The 25,023-nt window shown below is 70.2% G+C and carries 28 protein-coding genes; 24 read left to right on the top strand and 4 right to left on the bottom strand.

Going from position 1 to position 25,023, the window contains the following annotated elements:
* Window positions 1-79 precede the first annotated feature (79 nt).
* The 6 genes from purM to PG878_RS07250 all read left to right on the top strand — a co-directional run bounded on the left by purM (window position 80) and on the right by PG878_RS07250 (window position 4,482).
* Window positions 80-1,138 carry a phosphoribosylformylglycinamidine cyclo-ligase gene (gene purM, locus PG878_RS07275; RefSeq protein WP_209029742.1) on the top strand — a complete coding sequence of 353 codons (1,059 nt, stop codon included), beginning with the start codon at window positions 80-82 and terminating at the stop codon, window positions 1,136-1,138.
* Window positions 1,139-1,143: 5 nt separating this feature from the next.
* Window positions 1,144-1,770, top strand: coding sequence for a DUF2238 domain-containing protein (locus PG878_RS07270; RefSeq protein ID WP_209029741.1), 627 nt, complete (start codon window positions 1,144-1,146; stop codon window positions 1,768-1,770).
* 8 nt (window positions 1,771-1,778) lie between these two features.
* Entirely contained in the window at window positions 1,779-2,225 is a 447-nt protein-coding gene (locus tag PG878_RS07265; protein ID WP_209029740.1) for a hypothetical protein, read from the top strand.
* The gene (gene purN / locus PG878_RS07260; protein ID WP_209029739.1) at window positions 2,222-2,875 is read left to right on the top strand and encodes a phosphoribosylglycinamide formyltransferase; all 654 of its coding nucleotides are present in this window, start codon (window positions 2,222-2,224) and stop codon (window positions 2,873-2,875) included. Before PG878_RS07265 ends, purN begins: the two co-directional genes overlap by 4 nt.
* A 66-nt stretch (window positions 2,876-2,941) precedes the next feature.
* The gene (locus tag PG878_RS07255) at window positions 2,942-3,796 is read left to right on the top strand and encodes a DUF3108 domain-containing protein (protein ID WP_209029738.1); all 855 of its coding nucleotides are present in this window, start codon (window positions 2,942-2,944) and stop codon (window positions 3,794-3,796) included.
* Between the two features lie 2 nt (window positions 3,797-3,798).
* Complete coding sequence (locus PG878_RS07250) at window positions 3,799-4,482, top strand: DUF3108 domain-containing protein (RefSeq protein WP_010344095.1); 684 nt, start codon at window positions 3,799-3,801, stop codon at window positions 4,480-4,482.
* Window positions 4,483-4,882: 400 nt separating this feature from the next.
* Here the strand turns inward: PG878_RS07250 and PG878_RS07245 are convergent, their stop codons facing one another.
* From PG878_RS07245 to PG878_RS07235, 3 genes are read right to left on the bottom strand one after another with little or no spacing between them, the layout of a single operon-like run.
* Entirely contained in the window at window positions 4,883-5,197 is a 315-nt protein-coding gene (locus tag PG878_RS07245) for an EF-hand domain-containing protein (RefSeq protein WP_209029737.1), read from the bottom strand.
* On the bottom strand, window positions 5,194-6,468 hold the full coding sequence (gene murA / locus PG878_RS07240) for a UDP-N-acetylglucosamine 1-carboxyvinyltransferase (protein ID WP_209029736.1): 1,275 nt from the start codon (window positions 6,466-6,468) through the stop codon (window positions 5,194-5,196). The genes PG878_RS07245 and murA overlap by 4 nt, the downstream gene beginning before the upstream one ends.
* Before the next feature lie 46 nt (window positions 6,469-6,514).
* The gene (locus tag PG878_RS07235; protein WP_017910668.1) at window positions 6,515-6,757 is read right to left on the bottom strand and encodes a BolA family protein; all 243 of its coding nucleotides are present in this window, start codon (window positions 6,755-6,757) and stop codon (window positions 6,515-6,517) included.
* Window positions 6,758-6,809: 52 nt separating this feature from the next.
* Between PG878_RS07235 and PG878_RS07230 the strand changes: the two genes are divergently transcribed.
* From PG878_RS07230 to PG878_RS07145, 18 genes are all read left to right on the top strand, one after another.
* The gene (locus tag PG878_RS07230) at window positions 6,810-7,811 is read left to right on the top strand and encodes a KpsF/GutQ family sugar-phosphate isomerase (protein ID WP_209029735.1); all 1,002 of its coding nucleotides are present in this window, start codon (window positions 6,810-6,812) and stop codon (window positions 7,809-7,811) included.
* 88 nt (window positions 7,812-7,899) lie between these two features.
* Window positions 7,900-8,448, top strand: coding sequence for a KdsC family phosphatase (locus PG878_RS07225; protein ID WP_209029734.1), 549 nt, complete (start codon window positions 7,900-7,902; stop codon window positions 8,446-8,448).
* Window positions 8,445-9,011, top strand: a complete 567-nt coding sequence (lptC, locus tag PG878_RS07220) for an LPS export ABC transporter periplasmic protein LptC (RefSeq protein WP_209029733.1) — start codon at window positions 8,445-8,447, stop codon at window positions 9,009-9,011. The genes PG878_RS07225 and lptC overlap by 4 nt, the downstream gene beginning before the upstream one ends.
* Window positions 8,989-9,573, top strand: coding sequence for a lipopolysaccharide transport periplasmic protein LptA (gene lptA / locus PG878_RS07215; RefSeq protein WP_209029732.1), 585 nt, complete (start codon window positions 8,989-8,991; stop codon window positions 9,571-9,573). Before lptC ends, lptA begins: the two co-directional genes overlap by 23 nt.
* Window positions 9,573-10,292, top strand: coding sequence for an LPS export ABC transporter ATP-binding protein (gene lptB, locus PG878_RS07210; RefSeq protein WP_152239442.1), 720 nt, complete (start codon window positions 9,573-9,575; stop codon window positions 10,290-10,292). Before lptA ends, lptB begins: the two co-directional genes overlap by 1 nt.
* A gap of 43 nt (window positions 10,293-10,335) precedes the next feature.
* Window positions 10,336-11,799: an RNA polymerase factor sigma-54 gene (locus PG878_RS07205; RefSeq protein WP_209029731.1), complete on the top strand. Its 1,464-nt coding sequence runs from the start codon at window positions 10,336-10,338 to the stop codon at window positions 11,797-11,799.
* A gap of 50 nt (window positions 11,800-11,849) precedes the next feature.
* Complete coding sequence (gene hpf, locus PG878_RS07200; RefSeq protein WP_010344105.1) at window positions 11,850-12,167, top strand: ribosome hibernation-promoting factor, HPF/YfiA family; 318 nt, start codon at window positions 11,850-11,852, stop codon at window positions 12,165-12,167.
* A gap of 21 nt (window positions 12,168-12,188) precedes the next feature.
* The gene (locus PG878_RS07195; protein WP_209029730.1) at window positions 12,189-12,641 is read left to right on the top strand and encodes a PTS sugar transporter subunit IIA; all 453 of its coding nucleotides are present in this window, start codon (window positions 12,189-12,191) and stop codon (window positions 12,639-12,641) included.
* Complete coding sequence (hprK, locus tag PG878_RS07190; RefSeq protein ID WP_209029729.1) at window positions 12,638-13,588, top strand: HPr(Ser) kinase/phosphatase; 951 nt, start codon at window positions 12,638-12,640, stop codon at window positions 13,586-13,588. Before PG878_RS07195 ends, hprK begins: the two co-directional genes overlap by 4 nt.
* Window positions 13,585-14,463 carry an RNase adapter RapZ gene (rapZ, locus tag PG878_RS07185; RefSeq protein ID WP_209029728.1) on the top strand — a complete coding sequence of 293 codons (879 nt, stop codon included), beginning with the start codon at window positions 13,585-13,587 and terminating at the stop codon, window positions 14,461-14,463. The genes hprK and rapZ overlap by 4 nt, the downstream gene beginning before the upstream one ends.
* 146 nt (window positions 14,464-14,609) lie before the next feature.
* Complete coding sequence (locus tag PG878_RS07180; RefSeq protein ID WP_010344109.1) at window positions 14,610-15,002, top strand: PTS sugar transporter subunit IIA; 393 nt, start codon at window positions 14,610-14,612, stop codon at window positions 15,000-15,002.
* Window positions 14,995-15,264: an HPr family phosphocarrier protein gene (locus tag PG878_RS07175; RefSeq protein ID WP_010344110.1), complete on the top strand. Its 270-nt coding sequence runs from the start codon at window positions 14,995-14,997 to the stop codon at window positions 15,262-15,264. The genes PG878_RS07180 and PG878_RS07175 overlap by 8 nt, the downstream gene beginning before the upstream one ends.
* A 58-nt stretch (window positions 15,265-15,322) precedes the next feature.
* A complete protein-coding gene (gene ptsP / locus PG878_RS07170; protein WP_209029727.1) occupies window positions 15,323-17,041 on the top strand; it encodes a phosphoenolpyruvate--protein phosphotransferase in 1,719 nt (572 codons plus the stop codon).
* 668 nt (window positions 17,042-17,709) lie between these two features.
* Entirely contained in the window at window positions 17,710-19,068 is a 1,359-nt protein-coding gene (mgtE, locus tag PG878_RS07165) for a magnesium transporter (protein ID WP_010344112.1), read from the top strand.
* A 187-nt stretch (window positions 19,069-19,255) separates the two neighbouring features.
* Window positions 19,256-20,074: a carboxylesterase family protein gene (locus tag PG878_RS07160; protein ID WP_209029726.1), complete on the top strand. Its 819-nt coding sequence runs from the start codon at window positions 19,256-19,258 to the stop codon at window positions 20,072-20,074.
* Window positions 20,075-20,169: 95 nt separating this feature from the next.
* The gene (locus PG878_RS07155) at window positions 20,170-20,910 is read left to right on the top strand and encodes a tetratricopeptide repeat protein (protein ID WP_244672444.1); all 741 of its coding nucleotides are present in this window, start codon (window positions 20,170-20,172) and stop codon (window positions 20,908-20,910) included.
* A 314-nt stretch (window positions 20,911-21,224) separates the two neighbouring features.
* Window positions 21,225-21,677, top strand: coding sequence for a hypothetical protein (locus PG878_RS07150; RefSeq protein ID WP_209029725.1), 453 nt, complete (start codon window positions 21,225-21,227; stop codon window positions 21,675-21,677).
* A gap of 259 nt (window positions 21,678-21,936) precedes the next feature.
* Window positions 21,937-23,205, top strand: coding sequence for an arsenic transporter (locus PG878_RS07145; protein WP_209029724.1), 1,269 nt, complete (start codon window positions 21,937-21,939; stop codon window positions 23,203-23,205).
* A 390-nt stretch (window positions 23,206-23,595) separates the two neighbouring features.
* On the opposite strand, the gene PG878_RS07140 is transcribed toward PG878_RS07145, so the two are convergent.
* Window positions 23,596-24,972, bottom strand: a complete 1,377-nt coding sequence (locus PG878_RS07140; protein WP_209029723.1) for an amino acid permease — start codon at window positions 24,970-24,972, stop codon at window positions 23,596-23,598.
* Window positions 24,973-25,023: the final 51 nt, after the last annotated feature.

The following is a 25,023-nucleotide window of genomic DNA, read 5'->3' as shown; positions in this document are numbered from 1 at the left end:
GGCGAATTGTTGCCCGAATGCGGGCCTAGCGCCAATGCGGCCTGTTAAAATCGCCGCCTTTCCGCCGACCCCGCCGCCCGTGACCACTTCCCAGCCCCCCGCCGCCGCCCCGTTGACCTACCGCGACGCCGGCGTCGACATCGATGCCGGCAATGCCGTCGTCGAACGCATCAAGCCCTTGGTCAAGCGCAGTTTCCGCCCCGAGGTGATGGGCGGGCTGGGCGGCTTCGGCGCGCTGTTCGACCTGTCCGGCAAGTACCGCGAGCCGGTGCTGGTGTCCGGCACCGACGGCGTCGGCACCAAGCTGAAGCTGGCGCAGCAGCTCGGCCGCCACGACACCATCGGCATCGATCTGGTCGGCATGTGCGTCAACGACGTGCTGGTACAGGGCGCCGAGCCGCTGTTCTTCCTGGACTACTTCGCCACCGGCAAGCTCGACGTGGAGACCACCGTCGCGGTGGTCGGCGGCATCGCCCGCGGCTGCGAACTGGCCGGCTGCGCGCTGATCGGCGGCGAGACCGCGGAAATGCCCGACATGTACCCGCCGGGCGAGTACGACCTGGCCGGCTTCACCGTCGGCGCGGTGGAGAAGTCGCAGTTGCTCGACGGCGCCCGCGTGCGCCAGGGCGACGTGCTGATCGGCATCGCCTCCTCCGGCCCGCATTCCAACGGCTACTCGCTGATCCGCCGCATCTACGACCGCGCCGGGCGCCCGGACGCGCTACAGGTCGGCGGCGTGGCCCTGGCCGATGCGCTGATGGCGCCGACCGCGCTGTACGTCAAGCCGATCCTGTCGCTGCTGCGCGAACAGGGCGAAGGCATCCACGCCATGGCGCACATCACCGGCGGCGGCCTGACCGAGAACATCATCCGCGTCATCCCCGAGGGGCTGGGCCTGGACATCCGCGCCAGCGCCTGGACCCTGCCGCCGGTGTTCGAGTGGCTGCAGCGCGAAGGCGCGGTGGCCGACAGCGAGATGTGGCGCACCTTCAACTGCGGCATCGGCTTCGTGCTGGTCGCCGCGCCGGAACAGGTGGCCGCGCTGGAGCGCAGCCTGGACACCCTGGGCCTGGCGCACTGGCAGATCGGCGCGGTGGTGGCCGCCGCGGACGCCGGCGAACGCGTCCACATCGGCTGAGCCGCATGGCGGCGGCCAAGCGCGCCTGGCTGACGCTGGCGCTGGCGGTGTTCGCCGCCAGTTGGCTGCGGCCGCTGTGGCCGGCGGAACAGGCCATGCACAGCTCCCTGGCGGTGCTGGGCCTGGTCTGGCTGGTCTGGCACGACCGGCGCTGGCCACTGCGCACCGGCCACTTCGCCGCCATCTGCCTCTTCATCAGCGTGCACAACGTCGCCGCGCACTGGCTCTATTCCAATGTGCCCTACGACCAATGGCTGCGCACGTTGACCGGCGGTTGGTCGCCGAGTGCGGCGTTCGCCTGGCAGCGCAATCACACCGACCGACTGATCCACCTGCTGTTCGGGCTGTGCTTCGCGCCGGCGCTGCGCGACCACGCGCGCCAGCGCTGGCCGGCCCTGTCGGCACGCCAGGCCTTCGTGCTGGCGACGATGACGATCATGTGCGCCAGCCTGGTCTACGAATGGCTGGAGTGGCTGATCGCGCTGCTGCTGTCGCCGGAGCAGGCCGAGTCCTACAACGGCCAGCAGGGCGATCCCTGGGATGCGCACATGGACATGCTGCTCGCCACCGTGGGCTGCGCCAGCGCCTGGCCATGGCGGCGTGCGCCCGCGCTCCCCTCCACGCCGCGCTGAGACCGACGATGTCGCTGCCACCGCCTCTTCCCGCGCCCGGCCGCCCCGACACCGAAGTGGCGCGCGCCGGCTTCGACCTGAACACCCTGTCGACCTTGTATGGCGTGATGGCGGGGATGCAGATCGTGGTGATGCTGCTGGTGGCCGCCGTCCTGGCCTATGGCGTGCACGAGGAGGCGCGGCTCAACGCCCTCGGCCAGAGCCCGGACGAGGCCCAGGGCGGCGTCGTCGCGATCGCGATGCTGTCGTTCCTGCTGGGCTTCGGCCTGCTCTCCCTGGTACTCGACATCCTGGTCGCGCAGGCCTTGCGCCAACGTCGCCGGCTGGGGCTGTGCTACGCCGGCGCCGTGATCACCTGCTTCGGCTTCCCGCTGGGCACTGCGCTGGGCATCGCCACCTTGCTGACGCTGCAACGCCCCGCGGTGGGCACCCTGTTCCGGAACCCTGTCCGATGACGCTTCGCCTCGCCGTGCTCGCCTCCGGCCGCGGCTCCAACCTGCAGGCCATCCTCGCCGCGATCGCCGCCGGCACCCTGGATGCCGAGGTGGTCGGCGTGTTCAGCGATCGCCCCGAGGCGCCGGCGCTGGCCATGGTGGCGCCGGACCGCCGCTGGGCGGCCCAGCCCAGGACCTTCCCCGACCGCGCCGCGTTCGACCAGGCGCTGGGCGACGCGGTCGCAGCGACCCAACCGGACTGGGTGGTCTGCGCCGGCTACATGCGCATCCTCGGCCCCGGCATCGTGCAGCGCTTCGACGGACGCCTGCTCAATATCCACCCCTCGCTGCTGCCCAAGTACCGCGGCCTGCACACCCATGCCCAGGCCTTGGCGGCCGGCGACGCCGAGCACGGCGCCAGCGTGCATTTCGTGGTCCCGGAACTGGATGCCGGCGCGGTGATCGCGCAGGTACGGGTGCCGGTGCAGGCCGGCGACGGCCCGGACGACCTGGCACAGCGCCTGCTGCCGCGCGAGCACCGGCTGCTGTGCGCGGTGCTGCGGCTGGCGGCGGCGGGCCGCCTGGCTGAACGGGACGGCAAGGTGTGGCTGGACGGTCAGTGCCGGTTTAGTCCGCTGCGCCTAGATTGCGACGACGTGCTGCTTCCCTGAATGCGCTGCCGCACCTATCCCTGTCCGCGGCCCCTCCCCTCTTTCCCACCCACGCCAGCCGATCCCATGAAGCTCGCTCCGCGTCCGTTCGCCCTCCTCGTCGCGTCCGGCCTCGGCCTGCTGGCGCCCATCGTCGGTGCGCAGGTTGCGCCGGTGCCCGCCGCGCAACCGGCGCCGCAGACCGCTCCCGCCCCGACCACGCCCGCCACCGCTGCCCCGGCACCGGCCGCCGCAACGGCGCCGGCACTGCCGGCGGAGGCCTGGACACCACCGCCGCTGCAGCCCTTCGTCGCCACCTACGACGCCCTGTACAAGGGCAAGCCGGCCGGCGACGCGCGCATGGACGTGGTGCATACCGGCGGCGACCAGTGGCGGGTCGATCTGGGCGTGCACGGCCGCAGCGGCTTCGCCAGCATCCTCGGCCTGAACATCGAGCAGAGCACGGTGTTCACCGTGCAGGACGGCCGTTACGTCCCGCAGAGCCAGAGCACGGTCAAGAAAGCGGTGTTCTTCGGCAAGAAGGTCACCGGCGTGTACGACTGGAAACAGGGCGTGGCGCGCTGGGACGGCGACCTGAAGAAGGACCGGCAGGCGCCGATCCCGCTGCAGCCCGGCGACCAGAGCGCGCTGCTGCTCAACCTCTCGCTGATGCGCGACGCGCAGCCCGGCAAGACCATGACCTATCGTTTCGTCGACGTCGGCCGGGTGCGCGAACATGTGTACCGCGCCGCCGACCAGACCGAGACCGTGCAGGTCGGCGACATCAGCTACGACGCACTGCGGGTGTCGCGCACCAACGGCGGCCGCAATGAGACCATCCTGTGGATCGCCAACGGCGTGCCGACGCCGGTGCGCATCCTGCAGCGCGAAGACGGCGAAGACCGCATCGACCTGCGCCTGACCGAATACCAAGGAGCCTGACCATGACCCGCATCGCCCGCCCGCTGACCGCCCTCGCCGCTGCCCTGCTGGCCACCGCCAGCCTGCCTGCCCTGGCCCTGGAGCCGTTCACCGCGGACTACCAGGCCAGCTATATGGGCATGCAGGCCAACGGCGTGATGACCCTGGCCAAGCAGGGCGGCGACCGCTGGCGCTACAGCTTGGCGATCAAGAACCAGGTCGCCGACCTCAGCCAGAGCACCGTGTTCGAGGAAAAAGGCGGGCAGCTGCGTCCGCTCAGCAGCGACGACCGCTCGGTGTTCCTGATCAAGAAGAAGGCGGTGACCGCCAACTACGACTGGAGCACCGGCCAGGCGACCTGGGGCGGCGACCTCAAGGCCGACCGCCGCGGCCCGGTGAAGCTGCAGCCGGGCGACATGGACGCGCTGCTGATCAACCTGGCGATCGCGCGCGACGTCAACGCCGGCAAGACCCCGAGCTACCGCATGGTCGACGAGGGCCGCGCCAAGCCGATGACCTACCGCATCGCCGGCAAGGAAGCGGTCACCGTCAACGGCAAGACCGAACAGGCGACCAAGGTCAGCCGCACCGACGGTTCCAAGGAAATCGTGGCCTGGATCGTGCCGGACATGCCGGTGCCGGTGCGCATCCTGCAGCGCGAGAACGGCCAGGACGCGCTGGACCTGACGATCAAGGCGTTGCGCTGAAGAGCCGGGATTGGGGAATGGGGATTGGGGAATCGTAACAGCGGCTTCGCCGCGGGAATGGGGAATCGGGAATGGGGAATCGCAACAGCGGTTTCCCCGCTATTTGTGTTTCCCATGTAGGAGCGGCTTCAGCCGCGACCCGGTGAGCCGGGATTGGCATTTGGGATTGGGAAACCGCAGCAGCAGTTCCCAACGCAGCGCGTGGCGTCCCATGTGGGAGGGGCTTCAGCCCCGACGCGAGGTTGCGAATCGCCCTGCGGAAACCGGCGAGCGATTGCAGAAGCTCCAAACGGCGCGAGTCAACGCCCATCCATCGAACATGCAACGGGGCGACAGGTAGTGCTCTCCCTTGGTGCACAGCCTAGGCGGGCGCCGCCCAAGCGGCGCCTGCCCCACGCCGTTACTTCTTTTCCGCCGGCACAGCCTTGAAGGTGGTGCGGCAATCCACGCGGATCTGCGCGCCGGTGCTGCGCCAGTAGAACGTGCTGCACTCGCGCGGGCCGTTCTGGGTGCGGCTGACGCCGACCGCGTAGAACGACTGCCAGATCTCGTCGCGGGTGACCTGGCCGTCGCCGTTCCAATCCATGTCGCGCTCCTCGATGCCCTGGGTGATGGCGATGCCGGTGTACCAGGCATAGCCCACCCAGGCCAGCAGCACCACCACGATCGCCAGCAACACCTTGCGCCGGCGGCTGAAGCGGCCGCTGAGGATCATGCGACGCGCCGGATGGACGCGCCCAGCGCCCCCAGCTTCTCCTCGATGTTCTCGTACCCCCGGTCCAGGTGGTAGATGCGGTCGATGGTGGTGTCGCCGTCGGCGACCAGGCCGGCCAGGATCAGCGAGGCCGAGGCGCGCAGGTCGGTGGCCATCACCGGTGCGCCGCTGAGCCGTTCGGCGCCGCGCACGATCGCGGTATGCCCTTCGATCTGGATGTCCGCGCCCAGGCGCAGCAGTTCGTTGACGTGCATGAAACGGTTCTCGAAGATCGTTTCGTTGATCACGCCGACGCCGTCGGCCACGCAGTTGAGCGCCATGAACTGCGCCTGCATGTCGGTGGGGAACGCCGGATACGGCGCGGTGGTCAGGCTGACCGCACGCGGGCGCTTGCCGTGCATGTCCAGGCGGATCCAGTCCTCGCCGGTCTCGATGCTGGCGCCGGCCTCGGTGAGCTTGTCCAGCACCGCGTCGAGGGTGTCGGCGCGCGCGCGGCGCACGGTGACGCTGCCCCCGGTCATCGCCGCGGCGACCAGGAAGGTGCCGGTCTCGATGCGGTCCGGCAGCACCGCGTGGCGGCCGCCGGACAGGCGCTCCACGCCGTGCACGACGATGCGCGAGGTGCCGGCGCCTTCGATCTTCGCGCCCAGCGCGATCAGGCAGTCGGCCAGGTCGCTGACCTCCGGCTCCATCGCCGCGTTCTCCAGCACGGTGGTGCCGTCAGCCAGGGCCGCGGCCATCAGCACGTTCTCGGTGCCGGTGACGCTGACCATGTCGAACACGTAGCGGCCGCCCTTGAGCCGGCCGTTGCTGCTGGCCTTGATGTAGCCGTTCTCGACGCTGATCTCCGCGCCCAGCGCCTGCAGGCCCTTGATGTGCTGGTCGACCGGCCGCGAGCCGATCGCGCAGCCGCCCGGCAGCGACACTTCGGCGGCGCCGAACTTGGCCAGCAGCGGGCCCAGCACCAGGATCGAGGCGCGCATGGTGCGCACCAGCTCGTACGGGGCGACGTGCTGATCGACCTTGCGCGGGTCGACGGTGATCGCGCTGCCGCGCGACAGCGTGCCTTCGTCGATGGTGACCTCCGCGCCCAGCTCGCCGAGCAGCTTCACCGTGGTGATCACGTCGTGCAGTTGCGGCACGTTGGTGATCTCCACCGGCGCATCGGCCAGCAGGGTCGCGCAGAGGATCGGCAGCACGGCGTTCTTGGCGCCGGAAATGTTCACTTCACCGTGCAGCGCATTGCCGCCGGTCACTACGATTTTGGCCATGGGTCTCGTGGGGGAAGGGAAAAAAGGGAAAAACGGGCGCGGCGGCTCAGCCGGCGGCGCGCCCGGCCTGCTCGGGGGTCAGGGTGGTCAGGGCCAGCGCGTGGATCGCCCCGCCCATCAGCTCGCCCAGGGTGGCGTAGACCATGCGGTGGCGGGCCAGCGGCAGCTTGCCGGCGAAGGCGGCGCTGACCACGGTGGCCTCGAAGTGCACGCCGTCGTCGCCCTGCACCTGCACCTGCGCGTCCGGCAGGCCGGCCTCGATGAGTTTACGGATGGTTTCGGCGTCCACCGGGCTTTCCTCCTAAAATGATCGGCCATTCTACCCTCCGACCGGCACCCGCATGGATGTATCGCCCCTGTCTCCCACGACGCCCGACGACGCCGGCCTGGTCGCCAGCGGCCGTCGCGTGGTCGAGATCGAACAGGCCGCGCTGGCGGCGGTCGGCGCCCGCATCGGCGCCGACTTCGCCGCCGCCTGCCGGTTGATCCTGGGCTCGCGCGGGCGCGTGGTCGCCACCGGCATGGGCAAGTCCGGCCACGTCGCGCGCAAGATCGCCGCCACCCTCGCCTCCACCGGCACCCCGGCGTTCTTCGTGCACCCGGGCGAAGCCGGGCATGGCGACCTGGGCATGATCACCGACACCGATGTGGTCCTGGCGTTGTCCTACTCCGGCGAGTCCGACGAGATCCTGATGCTGCTGCCGGTGCTCAAGCGCCAGGGCAACGCGGTGATCGCGATGACCGGCCGTGCGCAGTCCACGCTGGCGCGCGAGGCCGACCTGCACCTGGACGTCAGCGTGCCGGCCGAGGCCTGCCCGCTGGATCTGGCGCCGACCTCCAGCACCACCGCCTCGCTGGCGCTGGGCGATGCGCTGGCGGTGGCGCTGCTGGACGCGCGCGGCTTCACCGCCGACGACTTCGCCCGCTCGCACCCGGCCGGCAGCCTCGGCCGCCGCCTGCTGCTGCACATCACCGACGTCATGCACCGCGGCGACGAACTGCCCAAGGTGCGCGAGGACGCCAGCCTCAGCGAGGCGCTGGTGGAGATGAGCCGCAAGCGCCTGGGCATGACCGCGGTGGTGGACGCCGACGACCGCCTGCTCGGGCTGTTCACCGACGGCGACCTGCGCCGCGCCCTGGACAGCGCACTGGACGTGCGCCAGACCCGCATCGCCGAGGTGATGACCCGGCAACCGCGTACCATCGGCGCCGACCAGCTCGCCGCCGAGGCCGCACGGTTGATGGAAACCCATCAGATCAACGGCCTGATCGTGGTCGACGCGGCTGGCCGCGCGGTCGGCGCGCTCAACATTCACGACCTGTTGCGCGCCAGAGTGGTTTAACAGGCTGAACCCGTTCACTGCCAGCGGTGCCCCACGCCGCTGGCCCTGGCCGCTGGAAAGCCGGCCTCCCCGCCCCGATATCCCGAACATGCCCTATTCCCCGCTGGCCGACCTTCCCGCCGACCTGATCGACCGCGCCGCCCGGATCCGCCTGGCGTGCTTCGACGTCGACGGCACGCTGACCGACGGCCGCCTGTACTACGACCGCGACGGCAACGAGAGCAAGGCCTTCAACGTACTCGACGGTCAGGGCCTGGTGCAGTTGCGCCGGCACGGCATCGACGTGGCGCTGATCACTGCGCGGCCGAGCCTGGCCGCGCAGAAGCGCGGGCAGGAACTGGGCCTGCTGGTGCAGATCGGGGTCAAGGACAAGCGCGCCGGCGTGCAGGCGCTGTGCGACGAGCGCGGCATCGGCCTGGAGCAGGTCTGCTTCATGGGCGACGACCTGCCCGACCTGGCGCCGCTGCGCGTGGTCGGCCTGGCGGTGGCCCCGGCCAACGCCCACCCCTGGACCGCCGAACACGTGCACTGGACCACCCGCGCCCGCGGCGGCGAAGGCGCCGCGCGCGAACTGTGCGACGTGCTGCTGGCCGCACAGGGCCACGTCCCCTCACTGCTGCAGGAGCATGGCGCATGAACTGGCGCACCACCCTCGGCGGCCTGCTGCTGGTCGGGGCGCTGATCAGCGGCTGGTCGGCCTGGAACCAACGCAGCAAGCCGACCCGCAATCCGTCCGACGAAGCCAGCGTGGACTACATCGCCCGCGACTTCGAGATCGTCAGCCTGGACAAGCAGGGCAAGGAAGCGATGACCCTGCGCGCGCCGCAGATGGAACGCAGCCGCGCCGACCAGACGATGTCGATCGTGACCCCGCTGTTCCTGCTGCCCGACGCCAACGGCCAGCACTGGGAAATGCGCAGCAAGACCGGCTGGGTCAGCGCCAACGGCGACGAACTGCGCCTGCGCGACGATGTCGCCGGCGACAGCCCCAAGGTGCCCAGCATCCCGCCCACCACCTTCCGTACCCAGAGCCTGGACGTCTTCCCGCAGACCAACAGCGCGCGCACCGCCGACCCGGTCACCATGACCCGGCCCGGTATGATGCAGACCGGCGTCGGCTTCCAGGTCGACCTGAAATCCCGGCAGTACAAGCTCCTTTCACAGGTCAAGTCCCGTTATGAACCGAATGCTGCCCGCTAAGCTCGCCCTGCTCGCCCTGCTGCTGCCGACCCTGGCGCTGGCCAAGTCCACCGACCGCAACCAGCCGATGGACATCAAGTCCGACGCGCAGGACGGCAACATGATGGCCGACGACGGCAAGGTCCGTTTCTTCGGCAATGTCGTCATCATCCAGGGCACGCTGGAGATCCATGCCGACACCGCCGATCTGTTCCGCAAGAACGGCGACATCGATCGCGTCGTGCTGACCGGCAAGCAGGCCACCTTGAAGCAGGAACTGGACGACGGCTCGCCGATGGACGCGGTCGCGGACAACATCGACTACAAGGTGCCCACCGACACGGTGATCCTCACCGGCAACTACCGCATGACCTCGCCCAAGGGCACCAACGCCGGCCAGCGCATGGTCTACAACACCAAGACCGGCGACATGCAGGGCGGTGGCGACGGCACCCGCGTGCACACGGTGATCCAGCCGAAGAACGCAGGCGCCGCTCCGGGCGCCGCGCCTGCCAACGGCGCCAAGCCCGCTGCCAAGCCGGCCGCGGCACCCGCCAAGCCGACCAAGCAAGGAGGCCAGTGATGCTGCTCGCCGAAGGCCTGCGCAAGCGCTACAAGCAGCGCGAAGTGGTGCGCGACTTCGCACTGACCCTGGAGGCGGGCGAAGTGGTCGGCCTGCTCGGCCCCAACGGCGCCGGCAAGACCACCTGCTTCTACATGATCGTCGGCCTGGTCGACGCCGATGCCGGGCGCATCGTGCTCGACGGCAACGACATCACCGCGTTGCCGATGTACAAGCGCGCCAAGCTCGGCGTCGGCTACCTGCCGCAGGAGCCGTCGGTGTTCCGCAAGCTCAGCGTCGCCGACAACATCCGCCTGGTGCTGGAGCTGCGCGAGGATCTGGACAACGCCGGACAGGAACGCGAACTGGTGGCGCTGCTGGACGAACTGCAGATCAGCCACGTCGCCGACCAGCTCGGCGCCAGCCTCTCCGGCGGCGAGCGCCGTCGCTGCGAGATCGCCCGCGCGCTGGCGGCCAAGCCGCGGCTGATGCTGCTCGACGAGCCCTTCGCCGGCGTCGACCCGATCTCGGTCGGCGAAATCCAGCGCATCGTCACCCACCTCAAGCAGCGCGGCATCGGCGTGTTGATCACCGACCACAACGTGCGCGAAACCTTGGGAATCTGCGACCGGGCGTATATCCTCAACGAGGGCAGCGTGTTGGCGCAGGGGGCGCCGGAAGCGCTGCTGGCCAACAGCGACGTGCGCCGCGTCTACCTCGGGGAAACCTTCAGGCTCTGACCGCGCACGCGCCGGCTACGCTCCTTCCGCGCTCGGTACAGGCATGAAAGCACGGCTGCAGACATCGCTGGGACAGCACCTGGTCATGACGCCGCAGTTGCGGCAGGCGATCAAGCTGTTGCAGATGTCCAGCGCCGAGCTGGAGGTGGAGATCGCCGAGGCGGTGGAGAGCAATCCGCTGCTGGAGTGGTCCGAGGACGCCGCGCCGGCGTTCGAACGCAGCGATGGTGCCGACCACGGCCATGATCACGACCACACAACGAGCGAGGCACGCGGCGACGGGGATGGCGACCGCGGCGAATCCGCGCCGGCCGGCGACGGCGCCGACTGGACCGACGCCGAACCGGCCTGGGCCGGCGGCAGCGGCGGTTCGTTCGACGACGACGACCTGGGCAGCGCCGCCGAGCGCGTGGCCGAACCGGACACCCTGATCGACCACCTGCTGTGGCAGTTGCACCTGTCGCCGCTGTCGGCGCGCGACCGCAGCATCGGTGCGGCGCTGATCGACGCGCTCGACGACGACGGCTACCTGCGCGAGCCGCTGGCCGCGATCGCCGAGACCCTGCGCCCGGACATCGCCGCCGAGGAGGACGAGATCCTCACCGTGCTGCACCAGATCCAGCGCTTCGACCCGGCCGGCATCGCCGCGCGCAGCCTGGGCGAATGCCTGACCCTCCAATTGGACACCCTGCCCGAGGACACGCCGGGGCTGGCGCTGGCGCGCACCATCGCCAACGGTCCGCTGGAGCGGTTGCCGCGCAGCGGCGTGGCCGGGCTGGCCCACGAACTCAAGCGTCCGGCGGCGGAGGTCGACACCGCGGTCGCGCTGCTGCGCTCGCTGGACCCGCGCCCGGGCAAGCAGATCGGCGAACTGGGCAGCGACACCTACGTGGTGCCGGACTGCGTGGTCTGGCGCCAGCGTGGGGTCTGGCATGCGGCGCTGTCCGCGCACGCCCAGCCCAAGGTCACCATCCACCGCGGCTACGAGCGGCTGATCCGCCAATGCGGCGAAAGCGATGCCGGCTACCTGCGCGGGCAGCTGCAGGAAGCGCGCTGGCTGCTGAAGAGCCTGGAGGCGCGCGGCGAGACCCTGCTCAAGGTGACCCGTTGCCTGCTCAAGCAGCAGGCCGGCTTCCTGGAGTTCGGCGAACAGGCGCTGCGGCCGCTGACCCTGCGCGAGATCGCCGGCGAACTGGGCCTGCACGAAAGCACCATTTCGCGCGCCATCGCCCGCAAGTACGTGCGCACCCCGCGCGGCACCATCCCGCTGCGCGCCTTCTTCGCCTCGGGCATCGACACCGACAGCGGCGGCGAGGCGTCCAGCACGGCGATCCAGGCGATGATCCGGCGGCTGATCGAGGCGGAAAATCCGCGCAAGCCGCTTTCTGACGCCAAGCTGGCCGACCTGCTGAAAAGTGCCGGCGTGCCTGTAGCGCGCCGCACCGTGGCGAAGTATCGTGAGGCCATGAACATCTCCGCCTCCCACGAACGCGTTCGGATCGGCTAGCGGCGGCGGCGATGGTTCATAGGTGTGAAACCCGAACCAAGGAGTATCCGATGCGTATCGAGACCTACGGCCAGCAGATCGAAGTCACCCCCGCCCTGCGCGAGTATGTGGAGACCAAGCTGCAACGGCTGAAGCGACACTACGAGGAAACCATCGAGGTCCGCGCCCAGCTGGCGCTGCGCAAGCCCGACCACCACGTCGAGGCCACCGTCAATGTCCCCGGCCGCACCCTGCACGCCGACGCCAGCGCGCAGACCATGTACGCGGCGATCGACCTGCTCGCCGACAAGCTGGACCGGCTGATCATCAAGCACAAGGAAAAGAAGCACGACCACCATGCGGCCGAGGTGCGCGACAATCTCGCGTGATCCTCCCCACGTTGCGCCGCCATGCCCTTGACCGATCTGATGGCGGCCGTCAGCACCCAGGTGCTTCCGGCCGCCGATCGCGACACCCTGCTGCACACCGCCGCCGGTCTGCTGGCCTGCCAGCAGGCCGGCGCCGATGAACTCTTCGCCAGCCTGCGCGAGCGCGAACAGCTCGGCAGCACCGCCATCGGCCATGGGATCGCCATCCCGCATGGCCGCGCGCCGGACCTGGACGCCCCCCGCGGCGCGCTGCTGCGCCTGCAACAGCCGATCGATTTCGACGGCCAGGGCACCCTGGTCGACCTGATCTTCGCCATGGCCGTCCCGGCGCACTACACCCACCAACACCTGATGCTGCTGTCCGAACTGGCCGAGCAGTTCTCCATCGCCGAATTCCGCGACGCCCTGCGCAACGCGCCGGACGCCGCCGCACTGTATGCGCTGCTCGGCGGCGCGCCACGGGCCGCCGCATGAACACCAGCATCGACGCACGCGAGCTGTTCGACCAGCAGCGCGACCGCCTCGGCCTGCGCTGGCTGGCCGGGCACAAGGGCGAGCACCGGGTGCTGGAGGCCGGCAATGCGGTCTCGCGGCGGCCGTCGCTGGCCGGCTACCTCAACACCATCTACCCCAACAAGGTGCAGATCCTCGGCACCGAGGAACTGGCCTGGCTGGACTCGCTGGACGCGCGCCAGCGCTGGGAGACCATCGAGAAGATCGTGCAGGTGCGGCCGCTGGCGCTGGTGGTCACCAAGAACCAGTCGTGCCCGGAAGACCTGCGCGCGGCCGCCGACGAATCCGACACGCCGCTGTGGGTCTCGCCCAAGCGCGGCCACGAACTGCTCAATCACCTCTCCTACCACCTGGCGCGCACGCTGGCGCCGCGGGTGATCCTGCATGGCGTGTTCATGGAGATCTACTCGATCGGCGTGCTGATCACCGGCGAGGCCGGCTCGGGCAAGAGCGAGCTGGCGCTGGAACTGTTGAGCCGCGGCCACCGCCTGGTCGCCGACGACGCCCCCGAATTCACCCAGATCGCCCCCGACGTGCTCGACGGCACCTGCCCTGAACTGCTGCAGGACCTGCTGGAAGTGCGCGGGCTGGGCGTGCTCAACGTGCGCGAGATGTTCGGCGACACGGCTGTAAAGAAGAACAAGTACCTTCGGCTCATCGTGCACCTGACCCGGCCCATGACCGAGCCCACGCCCCACGGCTACGAGCGCCTCACCGGCGATTCCGGCACCCGCCACGTGCTGGACCTGGATGTGCCGCTGATCACCTTGCCGGTGATGCCCGGCCGCAACCTGGCGGTGCTGACCGAGGCCGCCACGCGCCTGCACATCCTGCGCACCAAGGGCATCGACCCGGCGGCGATGTTCATCGCCCGCCACAGCAACCTGCTGGAGCGGCGCACGCCATGACCGCCGGTGCCAACACCTCCACCCTGGTCATCGTCAGCGGCCTGTCCGGCTCCGGCAAGTCGGTGGCGCTGAAGACCTTCGAGGACCTGGACTACTACTGCGTCGACAACCTGCCGGTGGAACTGCTGCCGGCCTTCGTCAAGAGCCTGGTGCGCGAGGATGCCGGCCCCAGCAAGCTGGCGGTGGGCATCGACGTGCGCAGCCGCCACAGCGACCTGACCCAGCTCTCGCGCTGGCGCGAGGCGGTGGCGCAGTTCGGCCTGGACGCGCGGCTGCTGTTCTTCGATGCCAACGACGAGGCGCTGATCAAGCGCTACGCCGACACCCGCCGGCGCCACCCGCTGTCGCGCCAGGGCCTGTCGCTGCCGGAAGCGATCGAGCGCGAGCGCGCGCTGACCGAGCCGCTGCGCGAGGCCGCCGATGCGGTGATCGACACCAGCACGCTCAACGTGCACCAGCTGCGCCGGCGGGTCACCACCGAGTTCGCACTGTCCGCCGAGAACACCCTGTCGCTGCTGTTCGAGTCCTTCGCCTACAAGCGCGGGGTGCCGGCCGAGGCGGATTTCGTGTTCGATGCGCGGGTGCTGCCCAATCCGCACTGGGACCCGGAGCTGCGCCCGATGACCGGCCGCGACAGCGGCGTGCGCGAGTACCTGGACGCGCAACCGGACGTGCAGCGCTACACCGCGCAACTGATCGACTTCCTCGACACCTGGCTGCCGCGGCTGCGCAACGACACCCGCAGCTACGTGACCATCGCCTTCGGCTGCACCGGTGGCAAGCACCGATCTGTCTACCTGGCCGAACGTCTGGCCCGCCACGCCCGCGAACAGGGCTGGCCGGAAGTGGCCACCTTCCATCGCGAGCAGGATTGATCGAAAGGCCGGGATTGGGGATTGGGGATTCGGGATTGGCAAAAGCGGGCATTGCTCTGGCTCTTGCGAATCCCCAATCCCGAATCCCCAATCCCAGCACCCCACAGCCATTCCCTGCGCCCTGCCTGACCTGTTAACGTTCTCCCATGGCCTGTGGCATTCTCCTCATCACCCACCCTGGGATCGGCGCCGCGCTGCTGAGCGTGGCGACCCGCCTGTTGCGGCAGTTGCCGCTGAAAACCGAAGCCTTCGACGTGCCGTTCGATGCCGACCTCGACGCGCTGCTCCCGCAGGCGTCGGCGGCGTTGCGGCGGGTGGACGACGGCGATGGCGTACTGGTGGTGACGGATCTGTACGGGGCCAGCCCGAGCAACCTCGCCGCGCGGCTGGCGCGCCTGGGCACGCCGGTGCGGCGCGTCTCGGCGTTGAGTCTGCCGATGCTGCTGCGGATCATGAACTACCCCGAACAAGGACTGGAGCAGTTGCCCGCGACCGCCGCCGCCGGCTCGCGCAACGGCGTGGTGATCGACGATGCTTGAACGCGAACTGCTGGTCTCCAACCGCCTCGGCCTGCACGCCCGCGCCACTGCCAAGCTGGTGCAGACGCTGTCCTCGTTCCGCTGCAATGCCACGCTCGCGGCCAAGGGCCGCGAGGTCAACGCCAAGAGCATCATGGGCGTGATGCTGCTGGCCGCCGCGCAGGGCACGCCGGTGACAGTGCGGGTGGACGGCGCCGACGAGGCCGAGGCGCTCAAGGCCGTGGTCGACCTGTTCGAGCGGCGCTTCGACGAGGACAGCTGAGCATGCGCCGCCGGCGGCCGCAGGCAGGGACGCGGTGCCGCCGCACGGGGCACGCGCGGTGAGCGTGCGCATCGCCGGCCATGGTGCCTCGCGCGGCAATGCCCTGGGCCGGGCGCGGGTGCGCCTGCCGCATGCGCTGGAGGTGGCCGAGCAACGCATCGGCGCCGCGCAGATCCCCGAGGAACTCGATCGCCTGCACCGTGCGGTGGACGCCGCGCGCGAGGAGATGCACGGCCTGCGCCAGCGCCTGCACGGCGCCCTGGCCAAGGAGGTCGGCGAATTCCTCGACCTGCACGCGCTGCTGCTCGACGACCCGGAACTGCTGCACGGCCTGGACGAACTGATCCGCACCGGCCGCTACAGCGCCGATTACGCACTGCGCCTGCAGCGCGACCGCCTGGCGACCGTGTTCGACGACATGGAAGACGCCTACCTGAAGAGCCGCATGGACGATCTGGACCATGTGATCGGGCGGATCCATGCGTTCCTGCAGAAGCGCCAACCGGACAGCGAAGGCCTGGCCGGCGAGATCCTGGTGTGCGAGAACGTGGCGCCGTCGGAACTGGCGCAACTGCAGGCGCAGGGCGTGGTCGGCATCGTCACCAGTGCCGGCAGCAGTCTGTCGCACAGCGCGATCCTGGCCCGCAGCCTGCACCTGCCGCTGGTGGTCGGCGTCGCCGACGCGCTGCAGAAGATCAACGACGGCGACGTGCTGATCGTCGACGGCACCCAGGGCGCGGTCCTGGTCGACCCGACCCCGGACGACCTGCGCGACTACCGCAGTCGCGTGCGCGAGCAGGCCAGGCTGCAACGCAGCCTGGGCAAGCTGCGCTCCAAGCCCAGCCGCACCCGCGACGGCGTGGACATCACCTTGCTGGCCAACGCCGAGTCGCGCGACGACGTCACCCGCGCACATGCGCTGGGCGCCGACGGCCTTGGTCTGTACCGCACCGAATTCCTGTTCCTGCAGCGCGACGCGCTACCCGACGAGGAAGAACAGTTCCACACCTACCGCGACGCGGTGCTCGGCATGAGCGGGCGGCCGGTGACCATCCGCACCCTGGATCTGGGCGCGGACAAGGCTGATCGCACCGGCCTGACCATGAGCAACGAAGAAAACCCGGCGCTGGGACTGCGCGGCGTGCGCCTGTCGCTGGCCCGCCCCAAGGTCTCCGACACGCAGTTGCGTGCGCTGCTGCGCGCCTCGGCCTACGGGCCGGTGCGGGTGCTGGTGCCGATGGTGAGCGCGCGCGAGGAACTGCTGGCGATGCGCCGCCATCTCAAGCGCATCGCCGCGCAGTTGCGCCGCGACGGCCACGCCATCGCCGAGCAGGTGCAACTCGGCGCGATGATCGAGGTGCCGGCGGCGGCGCTCGCGCTGGACACCTTCATCGACGTCATCGACTTCCTGTCGATCGGCACCAACGACCTGGTGCAGTACCTGCTCGCCGCCGACCGCAACAACGAGGCGGTGGCCGAGCTGTATTCGCCGCTGCATCCGGCGGTGCTGCGCCTGATCGCGCAGGTGATCGCCACCGGCCAGGCCCACGGCAAGCCGGTGGCGGTGTGCGGCGAGATCGCCGGCGACCCGGCGCTGACGCCGATGCTGCTGGCGCTGGGGCTGCGCGAGTTCAGCCTGCACCCGGCGACGATGCTGGAAGTGCGCCAGGTGATCCGCGACACCGACCTGCAGGCCCTGCGCCAGCGCGGCGCCAAGCTGCTGCAGGCGCGCGACCGCAAGGGCATCGAGCGTTGGCTGGGCTGCGCGATCGGGTAGTTCCCGCGCGTGTTGCGGCGTTGCATCGCGTAGGAGCGGCTTCAGCCGCGACAGCTTCAGCCACGACAAACCTGGTCGGCACCGCCGTCGCGGCTGAAGCCGCTCCTACACAAGACCGGGCCGCACGCGCAGGCACGCATCGCGATCTCGGCCTCCGGACTCCGGACTCCTTCAGCCTGCATCGCATCCTTGTGGGAGGGACTTCAGTCCCGACGCCTGAACCCCTATCGCGTCGGGACTGAAGTCCCTCCCACAAAAACTGCCGTCCGTGCGCCTGCGTCGATGCCGCATCTCCCATCAGCATCCCTACCTCAAGTCTCCTACTCCTGGTTTCTGCTTCCTGCTTCCTGCTTTCTGCTTCCTGCTTTCTGCTCTGCTCTCTGCGCCCCTCCTCCGTGCTGCCTGCTCCCTGTTCCCCAGTTCCTGCCCCCTGCCCTTTGCCTCTCGCCCACCTCCCCAGCAGCAAGCTGCTCGCTTCCCGAGCCTTCGCTTTTCTCCACGCGCACTGACCCTGCTTCGCTCTGCACCTGCGATTCCCGATTCCCGATTCCCCACTTCCGGCCCCAACCAACACTGTGCTTCCCGCAACATGCAGGCGATAATGTTGGGATGAACATCTGACCGACCGCGTTTCTCCGGAGCGCGGCCTCACCTCAAGGGAGCAGCGCATGGCCGACGCCGTCCGCCACGACAAGACCGCGCGGCAGCTGCGCATGCTGTCCGATGCGCTGGACAGCGGGCGCCTGGGTCCGGTGCGGCGCCTGGTCAATACGCTGGCGCCGGCCGAGATCGGCAACCTGCTGGAGTCGCTGCCGCCGGGCAAGCGCGAGGTGGTGTGGGGGCTGGTCGATCCGGAGGACGACGGCGAGGTGCTGGTCCACGTCGGCGAGGAAGTGCGCGAGAGCCTGCTCGCGGACATGGACCCGGACGAAATCGTCGCCGCGGTCGAAGACCTGGACATCGACGACCTCGCCAACCTGGTCGAGGACCTGCCGGACACGGTCATCGACGAGGTGCTCAAGTCGATGGACCGCGAGAACCGCGAGCGGCTCGAGCAGGTGCTGTCGTATCCCGAGGACAGCGCCGGGCGCCTGATGAACCCGGACGTGGTCACCGTGCGCGCCGACGTCAACGTCGACGTGGTGCTGCGCTACCTGCGCCTGCGCGGCGAGTTGCCCGACCACACCGACCACCTGTTCGTGGTCAGCCGCCGCCACCAGTATCTGGGGCGGGTGTCGCTGGCGGCGCTGGTGACCCACGAGGATTCCACCCCGATCAACCGGCTGATCGACGACGAGCAGCCGGCCATCGACGTCGGCGAAGGCGCCGACGAGGTCGCGCGGCAGTTCTCCGACCACGACTGGATCTCCGCGCCGGTGGTGGACGACAACAACATCCTGCTCGGCCGCATCACCATCGACGACGTGGTCGACATCATCCGCGACCAGGCCGAGCACCAGGCGATGAGCGCGGCCGGTCTGGACGAGGACGAAGACCTGTTCAGCCCGGTGCGGCGCGCATTCCGGCGCCGCCTGCTGTGGCTGACGATCAACCTCGGCACGGCCTTCATCGCCTCCAGCGTGGTCGGCCAGTTCGAGGGCACCATCGCCAAGCTGGTGGCGCTGGCCGCGTTGATGCCGATCGTGGCCGGCATGGGCGGCAACGCCGGCACCCAGGTGCTGGCGCTGATGGTGCGCGGCCTGGCCCTGGGCCAGATCGGCGCCTCCAACGTGATCGTGCTGCTGCGCAAGGAGCTGTCGGTGGCGCTGATCAACGGCCTGGCGCTGGGCATCGGCCTGGGCCTGATCGTGCTGCTGTGGTTCAAGCAACCGCTGCTGTCGCTGGTGATCGGCTCGGCCCTGACCATCAACCTGCTCACCGCCGCGCTGGGCGGCGTGCTGGTGCCGCTGACGCTCAAGCGCCTGGGCTTCGACCCGGCCCTGGCCGGCGGGGTGATCCTGACCACGCTGACCGACGTGATGGGCTTCCTCAGCTTCCTCGGTCTGGCCACCCTGGTCCTGCTGTAGGGCGGGCGGGCACGGCGGGTGCGTGCGGGACGACGCTGGTCGCCGCACCCACCCGGGCACGACGCGCGCACCGCACCGGCACGCGCCTCGGCCGCCGGCTGACTGGCGCATGTCCGCCGCCGCTGTCCGGGTTGTCGGAAAGACGCCAAGGCCACGATACTGCGGGCTCACCATCCGAGGGCCAGCCATGTCGATGCGTTCGTTGCTGCTTCTGCTGTGCCTGTCGATGGTCGGCTGCAGCAGTTTGCCCAGCGACCCGGCCACCGGCCACTTCGTCAGCCGCCAGCTGACCCTCGATGGACGCATCTACCGCTACCAGGTGTTCGTGCCGGCGCCGGCGCATCGCCAGGGCCTGGTGCCGGTGGTGCTGTTCCTGCACGGCTCCGGCGAGCGCGGCGACGACGGCCGCGACCAGACCACGGCCGGCCTGGGCCCCTACCTGCGCCGCCACCTGGCCGATTTCCCGGCCCTGGTGGTGATGCCGCAGGCGCCCGACGGCGAGGAGTGGAACGGCGCCAACGCGACCATGGCGCTGCAGGCGCTGGACGACAGCAGCGCCGAGTTCAACGGCGACCCGCAACGCACCTATCTGACCGGCATGTCGATGGGCGGCTACGGCACCTGGGAGATCGCCCTGAAGCAGCCGCAGCGCTTCGCTGCGCTGGTGCCGATCTGCGGCGCGATCCTGTCCCCGCACGAGGACCGCGAATACCTGGTGGTGACGCCGGTGGCCTATCTGGCCGATCCCTACAGCGCGCTGGCGCAGCGCCTGCGGCACGTGCCGGTGTGGATCTTCCACGGCGCGCAGGACGACGTGGTGCTGCCGCACGACGACCGCAAGATCGTCCGCGCCTTCAAGAACCTCGACGCCGACGTGCGCTACACCGAATACCCGCAGGGCAACCACAACGCCTGGGATGCCACCTACCGCGATCCGAAGATGTGGCAGTGGCTGTTCGCGCAGAAGCGCAGCGACGCCGCCACGTCGACCACCGCCGACAACTGAGTGCGGCGGCCATGCGCTGCGCGCCTGCCTTGGCGTAGCCGGGATGCCCACCTGACAGCGACCTTCCACCACCACCGTTCGATGCAGGGGGATGCATGCGACACAAGGGGATGCTGCGCGCCACGGTGTGCGCGCTGTTGGCCTGCGCCGGCCACGGCGCGGCGGCACAGGCGCTGACCGAGCCGGTCACCACCTACCTGCAAGGCAAGGCGGCGACCGCACGCCCCGGCGTGGAGTACCGCAAGGACATCGCCACGCTGCAGACACGCCTGGACAACATGGATGCGGCGGACATCGCCCTGCTGGACCGGATCATCGCCCGTTGCGGCACATGGCAACGGCCTGGCCTGCGCGTGGTCAGCGTTGCCGACGTACAGGAGTACGAGGCCTACATGGCCGCGCATGCCGACGGCCAGCCGACCGAATGGATCGACCTCAGTTGCGCCAACGCACTGCAGATGCGCGGCTTTGCCGCCGCCGCACAACGGCAGTGGTCGGAGGCGCTGGCGTGGCTCGACCAGGCGATCGCGCTCGGGCCGTATCTGTTCTCCGCCTACACCGAACGCGGCTATGCATTGCGCAACCTCGGGCGCACCGACGAAGCGCTCGCCAGCTATCGGCAGGCGCTTGCCCTGGCCGACGTCTCGCCGCGGGCGCGCGCGGGCCGCGCGATCGCGCTGCGCGGCATCGGCTCGCTGTTGATCGACACGCCGGACAAGGCCGGCGCCCGCGCGGCCCTGCAGCAGTCGCTGGAGCTGGAACCCGGCAATGCCGTCGCCCTGCACGAACTGCAGTATCTCGACCAGATGGAGGCGGCAGCGTCGCCACCGCATTAGGGCACGCCCACGCTCCCGCGCATGTCGCGCTACGAGCGTGCACGCCGCGGAGAACGCAACGAGGCAGATCTGTGCGCGCCAATGCGCCAGGGCCACGTCTGTCGGCTTCGGCCCGGCAGCACGCGCGTCATGCGTCGGCGGCCAGCACGATTGGGCACAACGCGGCAACCATGCAGCGCGACACTGCAGGCAGGGCGCGGTGGTCCCGCGGTGACGCGCCGGATCGACGAGGAGAGTCCCCATCGCGCGACGCCATCACCTGTCGGCGATGCGCCAAACCGCGTACAGTCCGCGCTTTCGCGCACAGGGCCGGCATGGCGACCATTCCTTCCTCATCGCAGACCGCCTTCCACGCCCGCCTGCGCGCCCTGGATCCAGCTGCGGCGACGCTCCCCGGTACGGCGATTCCACCGCTGCTGCTGCCGGCATGCGACGACGATGCCTCTCCCCTGCAGCTCAGCGACAGCGGACGCTGGCTATTGCAGGTGCTGGACGCACTGGACGCCCTGCACCAGGCCGCGCAGGCCAGCCGCCTGTCCGCCGATGCGCTGCGCCGCGACCAGAAGTTCGCCCCGCCCGGGCGGCCGTCGCTGCACCTGGTGCAGTTGCGCCAGCAGCAGGCGGCCGCGCAGCAGGCCGTGCGTCGCGCCAACCAGGCACTGGCCCAGGCCGCCACCGGCTTCGTGCGCAGCGCCGGGCTGACGCCGCCGCCACGGACCGGACCTGTGGCGTTCGTGCAAGGGTGGATCGCACGCCATCTGGGGTAGCGGCACCGCGGTGCCGCGCGGCCCTGGCGTGCAGTGATGTGCGGACAGCCCCGCTGCGCGTGTCTACGCAAGCTAAACCGCGGGCGCCGGAGCGCCCATGTCGGCCCGGCCTGCACCTGCCCCGCTGCTATCCTGCACGCCCCTCGGACTGCGCTGCCCGACGCCCCATGCCCGTGCCCTCCCCCATCGCCCTCCCCTGCCTCGCCCCAGCGGGCTGTTCGCGCGCGCGCCTGCGCGCCCGTGCCACGGCAGCGGCGGCATGAGCATGCCCATCGCGCATACCGCCAATTTCGCCACCTGGGGCATCTGCGCGCTGGCCACCGCCGGCGTGATCGCGCGGCCGTTCAAGCTGCCCGAGGCGTGCTGGGCGGTGGGCGGCGCGCTGCTGCTGATGGCGCTGGGGCTGATGCCGGGCGGCGAGGCCTGGCAGGCGGTGCTCAAGGGCCTGGACGTGTACCTGTTCCTGATCGGCATGATGCTGCTGTCGGAGACCGCGCGCGCCGAAGGCCTGTTCGACTGGGTGGCGATGCATGCGGTGAACCTGGCCAAGGGCTCGACCCAGCGCCTGTTCGCGCTGGTGTTCGGCGTCGGCATCGTGGTCACTGCGTTCCTGTCCAACGACGCCACCGCGGTGGTGCTGACCCCGGCGGTGTACGCGGCCGCGCGCAAGGCCGGCGCCAAGCCGCTGCCGCTGCTGTTCGCCTGCGCGCTGATCGCCAACGCCGCCAGCTTCGTGCTGCCGATCTCCAACCCCGCCAACCTGGTGCTGTACGGCGGCAAGATGCCGACCCTGGGCGCCTGGATGGCCGCGTTCGCGCTGCCGTCGCTGCTGGCGATCGGAGTGACCTTCGTGATGCTGCGCTGGGCCGAGCGCAAGGACCTGACCGGCCATTGCGCCGCGCGCGTGGACACGGTGCCGCTGACCCGCGGCGGCACCTTCGCCCTGGTCGGCATCCTCGCCACAGCGGTACTGCTGGTCGGCGTCTCCGCGCTGGGCCTGGACCTGGGCCTGCCGACCTGCCTGGCCGGCCTGGCGACGCTGGGCGTGGTGTGCCTGGGCGGCCGACAGTCGCCGCTGCCGATGGCCAGGGCGGTGTCGTGGTCGGTGCTGCCGCTGGTGGCCGGCCTGTTCGTGCTGGTGGAAGCGCTGTCGCGCACCGGCGTGATCGGCCTGCTCGCGCGCACCCTGGCCGACGCCGCCGCGCACTCGCCGCAGGCCACCGCCGGCGTCGCCGGCACCCTGCTGGCGTTCGGCTCGAACCTGATGAACAACCTGCCGGCCGGCCTGATCGCCAGCACCACCGTGGCCCAGGCGCAGCCGCCGCAGTTGGTGGTGGATGCGCTGCTGATCGGCGTGGACCTGGGGCCGAACCTGTCGATCACCGGCTCGCTGGCGACCATCCTGTGGCTGACCGCGATCCGCCGCGAAGGCGAGGACGTGGGCTTCTGGCGCTTCCTCAAGGTCGGTGCGCTGGTGATGCCGCCGGCGCTGCTGTGCGCGCTGGGTGCACGCCTGCTGCTGGGCTGAGGAGTGCGCGTGCACGTCGTGGATCGCCCATGGCGGTCAAGCCCGCGGGATGGGCGCCCAGGCTCCGCCTGCAGCGATCGCGGATCGGTCGCGGCGTCTTCCATCGCAGCGCGTCGCGGCTGAAGCCGCTCCTACAGGGGAATTCTGCGAGCTGTCCGATGCCCTCGTAGGAGCGGCTTCAGCCGCGACAGGCCTCATCGCGGACACCTGCCGCGGCTGCTCCATGAAAAGCGGCGCCACGCGCCGCCGCTGCGGCGGCACACATGACGCGCGCGAAGCCCTTCTGTGGGAGCGACTTCAGTCGCGACGCGCGACACCATCGGCAACCCGCCCCGGTCGGGGTCGAAGCGCCTCCCACAACGGCATGCCGCCACTGATGGAGCGCGCGCCCTACCCCGCGCGCAACCGCCGCGCCACGCCGCTGACCACGGCGATCACCGCGGTCAGCGCCGCCATCGACAGGAACTGCGTGCGGGTGTCCGGCGAGGCCACCAGCAGGCCGAAGATCAGCGCCAGGATCGCCAGGGCCAGCACGGTGAGCACCGGATAGCCGCGCATGCGGAACGGCAGGCGGGTGCCGGCGCGGTCGGCGCGCGCGCGCAGGATCAGTTGCGACAGCAGCGAGATCGTCCACACCAGCAGGCAGGTGGCGCCGACGATGTTCAGCAGCACCGGCAGCACCCGGTTGGGATACAGCAGCTCCAGCACCGCGGCGACGAAGCCGAACAGCACGCTGGCCAGCACTGCCAGCCACGGCACCTGCTGCCGGCTGGACGCGGCCAGCGCGCGCGGCGCTTCGCCGCGCTGGGCCAGCGAGAAGATCATCCGCGAGGCACCGTACAGATTGGCGTTGAGCGCCGACAGCAACGCGATCACCGCGATCAGGGTGATGCCGGTGGCGGCGCCGGGGATGTTGGCCACTTGCAGCACCGCGGCGAACGGCGAACTCAGCGCCTTGCTCTGCCATGGCACCACCGCGATGATCACGCTCAGCGAGCCGATGTAGAACACCAGGATGCGCCAGGCGACGGTGCGGATGGCACGGGCGATGCTGCGCTCCGGGTCGGCGGTCTCGGCCGCGGCCACCGCCACGATCTCGGTGCCGCCGAACGCGAACACCACCACCAGCAGCGCGGCGCCGATGCCGGCCATGCCCTTCGGCGCGAAGCCGCCGTTGCCGGTGACGTTGGACAGGCCCGGCGAGGGAACACCGGGCAGCCAGCCGGCCAGCAAGGCGATGCCGACCAGGATGAAACCGACGATCGCCGCCACCTTGAGGATGGCGAACCAGAATTCGAACTCGCCGAAGTTGCGCACGCCCAGCAGGTTGATCGCGGTGAACGCGGCCATGAACGCGATCGCGGCCGCCGGCACCGGCAAGCCCGGCCACACCGTCGCCAGCAGGCCGGCCGCGCCCACCGCCTCGGCGGCGATCACGATCACCAGTTGCAGCCACCACAGCCAGCCCACGGTGGCGCCGGCGGTCGGCCCCATTGCGTCGGCGGCATAGACCGAGAATGCGCCGCTGGCCGGCTTGGCCGCGGCCATCTCGCCCAGCGCGTTCATCACGATGATCACCAGCGCACCGGCGACCAGGTAGGAAATCAGCACCGCCGGCCCCGCCGCGTGCACGCCGACGCCGGAACCCAGGAATAGGCCGGCGCCGATCGCGCTGCCCAGGCCCATCATGATCAGTTGCCGCGGTTTCAGCGCGTGGCGCAGGGCGGGAGCGGCGGCGGGCGGGACAGGCGCGGACGGATGCGGCATCGGCTCGGTCGGGTGCGGAAAACGCGACACGATACAGGCTGACGGCGGCGA

Source organism: Xanthomonas hawaiiensis, from assembly GCF_031834635.1.
GTDB lineage: Bacteria > Pseudomonadota > Gammaproteobacteria > Xanthomonadales > Xanthomonadaceae > Xanthomonas_A > Xanthomonas_A sacchari.
The sequence above is the reverse complement of the archived record's forward strand: the minus strand, read 5'-3'. Positions and strand labels throughout refer to the sequence as shown.

What these genes read in the sequence shown, in the direction of transcription:
- PG878_RS07145 (WP_209029724.1), top strand. Translation starts at nt 21,937, where the DNA reads ATGAGCATGCCCATCGCGCATACCGCCAATTTCGCCACCTGGGGCATC.
- PG878_RS07225 (WP_209029734.1), top strand. Translation starts at nt 7,900, where the DNA reads ATGCCCTATTCCCCGCTGGCCGACCTTCCCGCCGACCTGATCGACCGC.
- PG878_RS07150 (WP_209029725.1), top strand. Translation starts at nt 21,225, where the DNA reads ATGGCGACCATTCCTTCCTCATCGCAGACCGCCTTCCACGCCCGCCTG.
- PG878_RS07270 (WP_209029741.1), top strand. Translation starts at nt 1,144, where the DNA reads ATGGCGGCGGCCAAGCGCGCCTGGCTGACGCTGGCGCTGGCGGTGTTC.
- murA (WP_209029736.1), bottom strand. Translation starts at nt 6,468, where the DNA reads ATGGCCAAAATCGTAGTGACCGGCGGCAATGCGCTGCACGGTGAAGTG.
- PG878_RS07140 (WP_209029723.1), bottom strand. Translation starts at nt 24,972, where the DNA reads ATGCCGCATCCGTCCGCGCCTGTCCCGCCCGCCGCCGCTCCCGCCCTG.
- PG878_RS07250 (WP_010344095.1), top strand. Translation starts at nt 3,799, where the DNA reads ATGACCCGCATCGCCCGCCCGCTGACCGCCCTCGCCGCTGCCCTGCTG.
- PG878_RS07180 (WP_010344109.1), top strand. Translation starts at nt 14,610, where the DNA reads ATGGCCTGTGGCATTCTCCTCATCACCCACCCTGGGATCGGCGCCGCG.
- hpf (WP_010344105.1), top strand. Translation starts at nt 11,850, where the DNA reads ATGCGTATCGAGACCTACGGCCAGCAGATCGAAGTCACCCCCGCCCTG.
- PG878_RS07175 (WP_010344110.1), top strand. Translation starts at nt 14,995, where the DNA reads ATGCTTGAACGCGAACTGCTGGTCTCCAACCGCCTCGGCCTGCACGCC.
- PG878_RS07205 (WP_209029731.1), top strand. Translation starts at nt 10,336, where the DNA reads ATGAAAGCACGGCTGCAGACATCGCTGGGACAGCACCTGGTCATGACG.
- PG878_RS07160 (WP_209029726.1), top strand. Translation starts at nt 19,256, where the DNA reads ATGTCGATGCGTTCGTTGCTGCTTCTGCTGTGCCTGTCGATGGTCGGC.
- lptB (WP_152239442.1), top strand. Translation starts at nt 9,573, where the DNA reads ATGCTGCTCGCCGAAGGCCTGCGCAAGCGCTACAAGCAGCGCGAAGTG.
- lptA (WP_209029732.1), top strand. Translation starts at nt 8,989, where the DNA reads ATGAACCGAATGCTGCCCGCTAAGCTCGCCCTGCTCGCCCTGCTGCTG.
- purN (WP_209029739.1), top strand. Translation starts at nt 2,222, where the DNA reads ATGACGCTTCGCCTCGCCGTGCTCGCCTCCGGCCGCGGCTCCAACCTG.
- mgtE (WP_010344112.1), top strand. Translation starts at nt 17,710, where the DNA reads ATGGCCGACGCCGTCCGCCACGACAAGACCGCGCGGCAGCTGCGCATG.
- PG878_RS07265 (WP_209029740.1), top strand. Translation starts at nt 1,779, where the DNA reads ATGTCGCTGCCACCGCCTCTTCCCGCGCCCGGCCGCCCCGACACCGAA.
- lptC (WP_209029733.1), top strand. Translation starts at nt 8,445, where the DNA reads ATGAACTGGCGCACCACCCTCGGCGGCCTGCTGCTGGTCGGGGCGCTG.
- rapZ (WP_209029728.1), top strand. Translation starts at nt 13,585, where the DNA reads ATGACCGCCGGTGCCAACACCTCCACCCTGGTCATCGTCAGCGGCCTG.
- PG878_RS07245 (WP_209029737.1), bottom strand. Translation starts at nt 5,197, where the DNA reads ATGATCCTCAGCGGCCGCTTCAGCCGCCGGCGCAAGGTGTTGCTGGCG.
- PG878_RS07195 (WP_209029730.1), top strand. Translation starts at nt 12,189, where the DNA reads ATGCCCTTGACCGATCTGATGGCGGCCGTCAGCACCCAGGTGCTTCCG.
- PG878_RS07155 (WP_244672444.1), top strand. Translation starts at nt 20,170, where the DNA reads ATGCGACACAAGGGGATGCTGCGCGCCACGGTGTGCGCGCTGTTGGCC.
- PG878_RS07255 (WP_209029738.1), top strand. Translation starts at nt 2,942, where the DNA reads ATGAAGCTCGCTCCGCGTCCGTTCGCCCTCCTCGTCGCGTCCGGCCTC.
- hprK (WP_209029729.1), top strand. Translation starts at nt 12,638, where the DNA reads ATGAACACCAGCATCGACGCACGCGAGCTGTTCGACCAGCAGCGCGAC.
- PG878_RS07230 (WP_209029735.1), top strand. Translation starts at nt 6,810, where the DNA reads ATGGATGTATCGCCCCTGTCTCCCACGACGCCCGACGACGCCGGCCTG.